Annotated in this window: 6 protein-coding genes; 3 read left to right on the forward strand and 3 right to left on the reverse strand. The window is 47.9% G+C overall.

Annotated elements, in window-relative coordinates:
- Positions 1 to 42: 42 nt before the first annotated feature.
- Positions 43 to 1,710, reverse strand: coding sequence for an energy-dependent translational throttle protein EttA (gene ettA / locus ACO6V1_RS21275; RefSeq protein ID WP_422468403.1), 1,668 nt, complete (start codon positions 1,708 to 1,710; stop codon positions 43 to 45).
- Positions 1,711 to 2,139: 429 nt separating this feature from the next.
- On the opposite strand from ettA, the gene ACO6V1_RS21280 reads away from it, so the two are divergent.
- Both ACO6V1_RS21280 and ACO6V1_RS21285 read left to right on the forward strand, forming a co-directional pair.
- Positions 2,140 to 3,144 (forward strand): hypothetical protein, encoded by a 1,005-nt coding sequence (locus tag ACO6V1_RS21280; protein WP_422468405.1) that lies wholly within the window; start codon positions 2,140 to 2,142, stop codon positions 3,142 to 3,144.
- A gap of 267 nt (positions 3,145 to 3,411) precedes the next feature.
- Positions 3,412 to 4,815 carry an SET domain-containing protein gene (locus ACO6V1_RS21285; RefSeq protein WP_422468407.1) on the forward strand — a complete coding sequence of 468 codons (1,404 nt, stop codon included), beginning with the start codon at positions 3,412 to 3,414 and terminating at the stop codon, positions 4,813 to 4,815.
- 38 nt (positions 4,816 to 4,853) lie between these two features.
- On the opposite strand, the gene ACO6V1_RS21290 is transcribed toward ACO6V1_RS21285, so the two are convergent.
- The gene (locus ACO6V1_RS21290; protein ID WP_422468409.1) at positions 4,854 to 5,522 is read right to left on the reverse strand and encodes an SET domain-containing protein; all 669 of its coding nucleotides are present in this window, start codon (positions 5,520 to 5,522) and stop codon (positions 4,854 to 4,856) included.
- Between the two features lie 840 nt (positions 5,523 to 6,362).
- Between ACO6V1_RS21290 and glyA the strand changes: the two genes are divergently transcribed.
- Positions 6,363 to 7,628: a serine hydroxymethyltransferase gene (gene glyA / locus ACO6V1_RS21295; protein ID WP_269673157.1), complete on the forward strand. Its 1,266-nt coding sequence runs from the start codon at positions 6,363 to 6,365 to the stop codon at positions 7,626 to 7,628.
- On the opposite strand, the gene ACO6V1_RS21300 is transcribed toward glyA, so the two are convergent.
- Positions 7,619 to 7,823 (reverse strand): hypothetical protein (locus tag ACO6V1_RS21300; RefSeq protein WP_422468411.1); only part of this gene is annotated, 205 nt, incomplete at its 5' end. The genes glyA and ACO6V1_RS21300 overlap by 10 nt on opposite strands.

Raw genomic sequence — 7,823 nt, forward strand, 5'->3', positions numbered from 1 at the left:
TTAGCTGCGCTAGATGATCGGGTGCATCATTAGCAGATATCGTCAGGCATCAATCCGTTTGTACTTAATACGGTGCGGACCAGCCGCTTCTGCACCCAGGCGGTCGAGGCGGTCAGCTTCGTACTCGGTGTAGTTACCTTCAAAGAAGGTCACTTTGGAGTCGCCTTCGTAGGCCAGAATATGAGTAGCAACACGATCCAGGAACCAGCGGTCGTGGGAGATCACCATGGCACAGCCGGGGAATGCCAGCAGGGCTTCTTCCAGGGCACGCAGGGTCTCAACGTCCAGGTCGTTGGAAGGTTCGTCCAGCAGCAGTACATTACCACCGTCTTTTAATGTGGCCGCCAGCTGGAGACGGCCCCGCTCTCCACCGGAGAGTTCACCGACACGCTTCTGCTGATCGCCACCCTTGAAGTTGAAGCGGCCAATATAAGCACGGGATGGCACTTCATAGTTGTTGATGCGCAGAATGTCCTGGCCATCGGAAATGGCTTCCCAGACGGTTTTGCTGTCATCCAGCTCATCACGAAGCTGCTGGACGTTGGAGATTTTAACGGTGTCTCCCAGCTCAACGGTTCCGGAATCCGGCTGCTCCTGCCCGGTGATCATTTTGAACAGGGTGGATTTACCGGCACCGTTACCGCCGATAATGCCGACAATGGCCCCTTTGGGAATGCTGAAGCTCAGGTCATCAATCAGCAGGCGGTCACCGAACCCTTTGCTCAGGTTGTTGACTTCAATCACCTTGTCACCCAGGCGTGGACCGGGTGGAATGTAGATTTCATTGGTTTCGTTACGGTTCTGGAAGTCCTGGGACTGCATCTCTTCAAAGCGGGCCAGACGGGCTTTGGATTTGGACTGACGGCCCTTGGCATTGGAACGAACCCACTCAAGCTCGTGTTCCATGGCCTTGCGGCGGGCATCCTGTTGCTTCTGTTCCTGTTCCAGACGTTGCTCTTTCTGTTCCAGCCAGGCGCTGTAGTTGCCCTGGTAAGGAATACCTTCACCACGGTCCAGTTCCAGAATCCAGCCAGCGGCATTGTCCAGGAAGTAACGGTCGTGGGTGATGGCAACAACGGTTCCTGGGTATTCAACCAGGAAGCGTTCCAGCCAGGCAACGGATTCCGCATCCAGATGGTTGGTGGGTTCGTCCAGCAGCAGCATTTCAGGGCTGGAGAGCAGCAGGCGGCAGAGAGCCACGCGGCGACGCTCACCACCAGAGAGGTGTTCAATTTTTGCATCCCACTCAGGCAGACGCAGGGCGTCTGCTGCCACTTCCAGCTTGCGCTCCAGGTTGTGGGCATCGGCGGCCTGAATAATGTTTTCCAGACGGGCCTGTTCCGTGGCCAGGGCATCAAAGTCGGCATCCGAATCAGCGTAGGCGGCATAAACTTCATCCAGACGCTGCTGAGCGGCCTTAACTTCCCCCAGTGCTTCTTCAACCACTTCGCGGACGGTTTTGGCCGGATCCAGCTCAGGCTCCTGGGGCAGATAGCCGACGTTCAGGTTGGGCTGAGGGCGGGCTTCGCCATCAAACTCTTTATCCACACCGGCCATAATCCGCAGCAGGGTGGACTTGCCCGCACCGTTCAGGCCCAGAACACCAATTTTGGCACCCGGGAAAAAGGAGAGAGAAATATCTTTTAGGATCTGACGTTTCGGGGGAACGATTTTGCTCACCCGATTCATGGTGTAAACGAACTGAGACATTATGTTTATCCGTGATAAATTGAACTGAATAATACAATACAACAAAGAATGGTAAAACAATGTTGGAGTTGTAAAGTCATTCCCGGTGTTTGAGATTCCCAATGGTGCAAGTACTTCTGATGGTCTCAGCAGTACCGAATAGGGTGCCTGGTAAAATTTATGAAGAATCAAAGGAAGATCTTTAACCAGGCTGTTTGAGGGTATTCGGCATTTGAAGAAGCGGTATTGGGGGGGCACTACTGTGATTACAGACATTTTATCCCTGCTCTGAAAGATTCCTCTGGAACCACCCATAAAAGTGGAGGAAAACGCCTTTGGAATCAGCGTTGAACTTTTTCATAACTGCCAATGTCAAAATATTTATAAGTTTCTACTGCCATGCCAACCTTCATGGGATGGCTTCATTAATTTTTGAATGAGGATTTGGTTATGTTAATGCCAGCTGCGAAATTTGTCACTTCAGATTATAACACCTTACTGTGCAATGCTTTGAACACTGACACTGGTGGGGAAGATAATACAACGAATAAGCCAGAGTTTAAGGGGCGATTTATTACCATAGTTGAAAACTGTTTTGAAGATGATTCAATGCGCCGGACATACCAGGATTCAGTCAATACAAAAAGTAGTGCTGACCAAAATTACAATTTTTTAGAGGATTTGGCTTTCGAACCCTTTAAATATAATCGCGTTCCCCTTAAGGGTTGCGAATATGTTGATCTGCTCGGGGGGCGTCGAACAACTGATTTGGGCGTTGATTTAATAGCCCCCTATGTCAAATTTGACAGATCTTGTAAATTAGCCAACGAAGATGATGTGAGAACTTGGCTAACTGATGGGAAAGCCACTGAATCAATGGCTAAATTCATCTGCACCAACCTGGAAAAAATGGCAACTTTAGGCGATTGGTCCAATCAGGAAGTACCGATGTTTGTCAACATAACCAGATACACGCTCAATTCAGACAACCCTGAAATAGTGAATCTTCCCTGGAGTCCTGACTGGGCCCCATTATCCATGACAGCAGTCATTTCGCCATGCAAGCAGGAGGGCGGTAAATACTCCGGTGGCGATCTGCTCTTTGCCGAAAAAGCCCAAGAAACGTATTTGTCGAATCTTTTTCCCCAGGTATCTTCCATGTTATTTTCTACATTTTCGAATTTTTTTCCCCAGTTATCTTCTATGTTATTTTCTACAGAAAAACATATTGCTGAAACAGTTAAACAATATTCCTATCCAGAAAACGGCTGCTTTATTACAGAAAACGTCTTTTCAATAGGCACAGCTAGTGGCATAAATTTGGATAGTGGGGAAGCATGTCAACGCGTCGTAATTACCTTTTCCGCATACCCGGATAAACAACAATTTTTGTCCTTTATGGAAAAAAATTCAGGCCAAAACCTACTGTTAAAAGATAGCCCGGATATTTCATAAATGTGCTCCCGCTCTCGCTTGTCCTTTGATGCTCTGGGAGGCTGTCCGAGAGGCTCCCAGGCAACCCCACAGGAGGCTGACCGAGAATAGACTGCCCTGCGCGGCAACTGCTTCTGCGTTGTTCTAGCTCCTGCATCCATGCAGTCGTGCGGTGGCAGCAAATTGGTCTAAAAATCAAAAAGAATAATAGGGATATTTTTTGAACTAAAAGCTGTTTTTACGGTCAGAAAAGTTGGAATACCAGTAAAACCATGAAGGATAAAATCAATGTTACCACCTGGAATCGGGTTTGGTCTAACACCGACTATTGGTTCATTTGACTCAAGGTCGGGAGAAATTGATTCATTAGAAAGTACCCCATCCCCGGCAAAAAAAATGCGACTCGACCAGGTTGAAAGGAATGTAGCAATTGATAATAGCAGCCTGCCTTCCGTTAATTCCCGGCCACCCAGCTGCAACCATTGCCTTGGTGATATGGAAGCTGTGTTTCGTTATTTAATGGTTCTTTTACGCGCCAGATCTATCGAGTTAGTTCCCGGGGGAGATTATTCAGGAGTGACAAACCAACTGTTAACTCTCAGAAATACGGTTGACGAACAAATTCAACGTTTAAATCAGGGGGCCGGGATCACGGTTGTTAATGGTCAAGAGGTGGTGTATTCCCCGGACTCTCCTGTTTCAGAAAGGGCAATGACGCCAACATCCCCGGGCACCGATCTCCCTCCCCCGTGCATAAGGTCAACAGAAGGTGTTGTACATGGTACCGGCGTCATTGCTAACCAAAACTTCAAAGCGGAACAGATAATATGCCCTTACGATGGACCATTGGTGTTCAGAACCATTAATCCGAAAAATGGCAAATATGTTGTCTTTACCATCAAGGCCCCGGGCGATGATGACACTGCGGGTGTTAATATCCTGGAAAACGACACTTATGTTGCATGGTCGAACGTTACTATTGCCCAATCTGGCGTACCTGTCATTGAGCTTGGCCGTGACTGTGAACATGATATCCGATTCCTGAATCACTCCAAGCAACCCAATGTAGTGATCAGCTGTACAAATGTGGACTCGTTAGCGTGGGGGGACCGGGAAACTCTTAAGCTGACGGTTGTAGCCCTGAGAGATATTAAGAAGGGAGAAGAGCTGGTATTTGATTATGATACAAACCAGGAAGACTCTGAAATAGACTTCAGTATCTCGTCGGTAGATAATAAGGCAAACAAAATTCAAAGAGAAAAAATAATCCGGAGAGTTAAAAAGCTGAACGAAAAATGTCTAAATGGTGGGAGGAAAAGGTCGGCAAAAACAAAGGAAAAAGAAGTTGATCTGCCAGAATCACTTGATATTCAAATTGGCAATATCATGGATAAAATTCAGGGTATTCGTGATAAAACACATCATCCAGTAAGCCTTAATCAACTGAAAGCAGGTCTGGATCCCAATAATAAAAAACTACTGAATATAATTTTATCTAATAATCCGTCAATTTTGGAAGATATTGCTTCTTATTTGTCTTCATTAAAAATTGAACTAAGCAAAGATATGGATAAGTTAACAATGAAAAATATTAATGATCTACAACAATTTTTAATGGATTCAATGTTTAACGGTAAGCAAACCTGGATGAATATTGATGACTTAAAAAAATATCTCGCTTCCTTTAAGTAACATGAAATTATTAATAAACCGTTGCCGATCGCAGGCATTTAGCCTGCTATCGTTTTTTGATAAACTTTCCTGACAGTATTATGAATGGCTATTGCACTCTTTTGCCCGGGTTTTTCTACTGTTGATAGTGTAAAGTCAATCTCTGACTCTGGTAGGCCCGGATCGTAATCGAATAGCAGTTCTTCTCCGAGGGCAATGTCTTTCAGGGCAGTAACCCTTAACAGAATCTGATCGCATTGATTAACTGGAAATCTACTCAATACCCGGGGTGTGATGATTTTTACATTGGCATTTTTGGAGTGGTTCAGATATCGAATGGGGCCGACAGCATCACGGCCAATCTCAATGCCGGGCGTTCCGGAATACTTGAGAAAAATGCCAGACCAGGCAGCAAAAGTATCTTTCTCCATAAATCGGGGAACAGGCCCTTTTTTACCCTGTTCCAGTTTGAATACATTGAATTTTTGTTGCTGGCCCGACTGTCGGCTTCTTATTCGGTATATCAGTGGGCCGTGATACAGAGAGATGAATTGACCTTTTTTGAACCGCTTTTTCGCCACAACGCCGGTCCCGTGGACAACACCATGAGTGCTGGCCTGGATCCGTGCCCTGAGTTTGCGGCGATTACCGTGGTCAGAACCGTGGGCGGCCCCGACTTCATGGGCAAGCAACGAGACAGGTGACTCCGGGGGAGTAAATGCAGTCACCTGCGTGTTTTCTGTGTCTTGTAACCGAAGTAAGGCGAGATTGGTCATGTCTCTCAGCTTTCGTATTCTGGTAATCGTCTCTTTATTTTGAAATAACGTGAGTTCTGTCGGATTGACAGTAGTAATTGATCTGATGCTTCGGATAGTTTGTAAATCATCCAGAATCTCATCACGTATAAAATTTTCGTGAGGAGGCTCTCTGGCAACTGACCGGTTGAAGCAGTGCTCTTTGGCTTCGGAATCAATGCCAAAACGGTGAAGTGCAGGGGGTTCAACGGGTGGTTCAGTCCTGTTGGGTGAACAGATTGCTGGTATCATGTTGTGGCGTGTTTTTTGTAGAGTTGGATCTATTCGACAGAGAAGTTAACTGCTGGTTCAAAATGTTTGTCAGCATTTTTTATTATTTCGCTGGATTATCTGCCAGGGGGGGTAACGTTGTTGCTCAGACACAGTTCCGGGAGCGGGCCGAATGCACGGCGTCTGAGCCATTCCTGAGCCAAAAATCCTTTGGGCCTGTCTTTGCGTAAAAGAGGCGTTAAACAGGGTATTCATCATGGACATTGAGTGGTTTTTACTGCCGATTTCCTGCGGGCTGTATTAGAATAGCGTTTCACCACCAATATCCAGGCATTTCACAGCCTCTTGGAGCCTGTCGGACTTAAGCGTCCGTAGCGAGGATTGCGAGAAATTGAGGATAAAAATTTCTGCTTCTGAGGAGAATAGCGGGGCTATTTGACGAAGAAGCAGGAATTTTTAGACCATTTTATCGCAACCGCAGTAGGACAGTCTTAAGTCCGACAGTCTCCTCGGCGGGCTGTTAACAGGCAACCGAGGTAATGAATGTTCACAAAGGACATGACCATCGCTGAATTTGATCCGGAGCTTAAGGCGGCTATTGATGCAGAAACCCTGCGTCAGGAAGAACATATCGAGCTGATCGCTTCCGAGAACTATGCCAGTCCAAGAGTTATGGAAGCTCAGGGCAGTGCGCTGACCAACAAATACGCTGAAGGCTATCCCGGCAAACGTTACTACGGCGGCTGTGAGCACGTTGATGTGGTTGAGCAGCTGGCCATTGATCGTGCCAAGGCACTGTTTGGCGCAGGCTACGCCAACGTTCAGCCGCACTCGGGTTCCCAGGCCAACTCGGCGGTATTCATGGCGCTGCTGAAGCCCGGTGATACGATTCTTGGCATGAGTCTGGCCCATGGTGGCCACCTTACCCACGGTGCCAGCGTCAGCTCCTCCGGACGAATCTATAATGCAGTGCAGTACGGCATTACGCCTGATACCGGTGAGTTGGATTACGAAGAAGTTGAGCGCCTTGCCCTGGAGCATAAACCCAAACTTATTATTGGTGGCTTTTCTGCCTACTCCAGGATTGTTGACTGGCAGCGTTTTCGGGATATTGCCGATAAGGTCGGTGCTTACTTCCTGGTTGACATGGCGCATGTTGCCGGGCTGGTGGCTGCGGGCGTTTATCCTTCGCCAGTGGGCATTGCTGATGTGGTCACCACCACCACTCACAAAACCCTGGGTGGACCGCGCGGTGGTTTGATTCTGGCCGCTGAAGATGAAGAGCTGAACAAGAAACTGAATTTTGCCGTCTTTCCTGAATCCCAGGGCGGTCCTCTGTGCCATGTGATTGCTGCCAAGGCTGTCTGCTTCAAAGAAGCGATGTCTGATGAATTCAAGACTTATCAGGCCCAGGTGGTCGAGAATGCCCGGGCCATGACCCGGGTGATGATGGAGCGGGGTATCAATATCGTTTCCGGTGGGACCGATGACCACCTGTTCTTGATGGATCTGATCGGTAAGGAATACACCGGTAAAGATGCCGAGGCAGCCCTTGGCCGTGCCAATATCACGGTGAACAAGAACGCGGTGCCTAATGACCCTCGTTCACCTTTCGTAACCAGTGGCCTTCGTATCGGTACTCCGGCTATTACCCGTCGCGGCTTTAATGAAGAAGACTCAGCAGCCCTGGCTGGCTGGATCTGCGATGTCCTGGACGCCCTGGGCGATGGTTCCGGTGATGCACAGGTGGAAGCAGCAGTGAAAGCCAAAGTGCTGGAAATCTGTTCGCGTCTTCCGGTTTACAAGTAACTGTCTGGGTGGTAACAGAAAGCCGCTGTGCCTTGAATGTGTGCAAGGTCAGCGGCTTTTTTATAGAGTTCCCTGAGGTAAAAGCGGCTTTCTATCTTGAATGTTTCAGTCGCTGAAACCCCTCCGGGTTCTGATATACGGGCAGAAACCGGGAACTTGTAATAAAACCGCAGCTGGTTATCATTGCTTTGGGAC

The sequence above is a fragment of the Endozoicomonas sp. ALC013 genome (genome assembly GCF_049310205.1).
In the GTDB taxonomy this organism is placed as follows: domain Bacteria; phylum Pseudomonadota; class Gammaproteobacteria; order Pseudomonadales; family Endozoicomonadaceae; genus Endozoicomonas.

Excerpts from the sequence above, each read along its gene's own strand:
- ettA (WP_422468403.1), bottom strand. The coding sequence starts at position 1,710 with ATGTCTCAGTTCGTTTACACCATGAATCGGGTGAGCAAAATCGTTCCC.
- ACO6V1_RS21280 (WP_422468405.1), top strand. The coding sequence starts at position 2,140 with ATGTTAATGCCAGCTGCGAAATTTGTCACTTCAGATTATAACACCTTA.
- ACO6V1_RS21285 (WP_422468407.1), top strand. The coding sequence starts at position 3,412 with ATGTTACCACCTGGAATCGGGTTTGGTCTAACACCGACTATTGGTTCA.
- glyA (WP_269673157.1), top strand. The coding sequence starts at position 6,363 with ATGTTCACAAAGGACATGACCATCGCTGAATTTGATCCGGAGCTTAAG.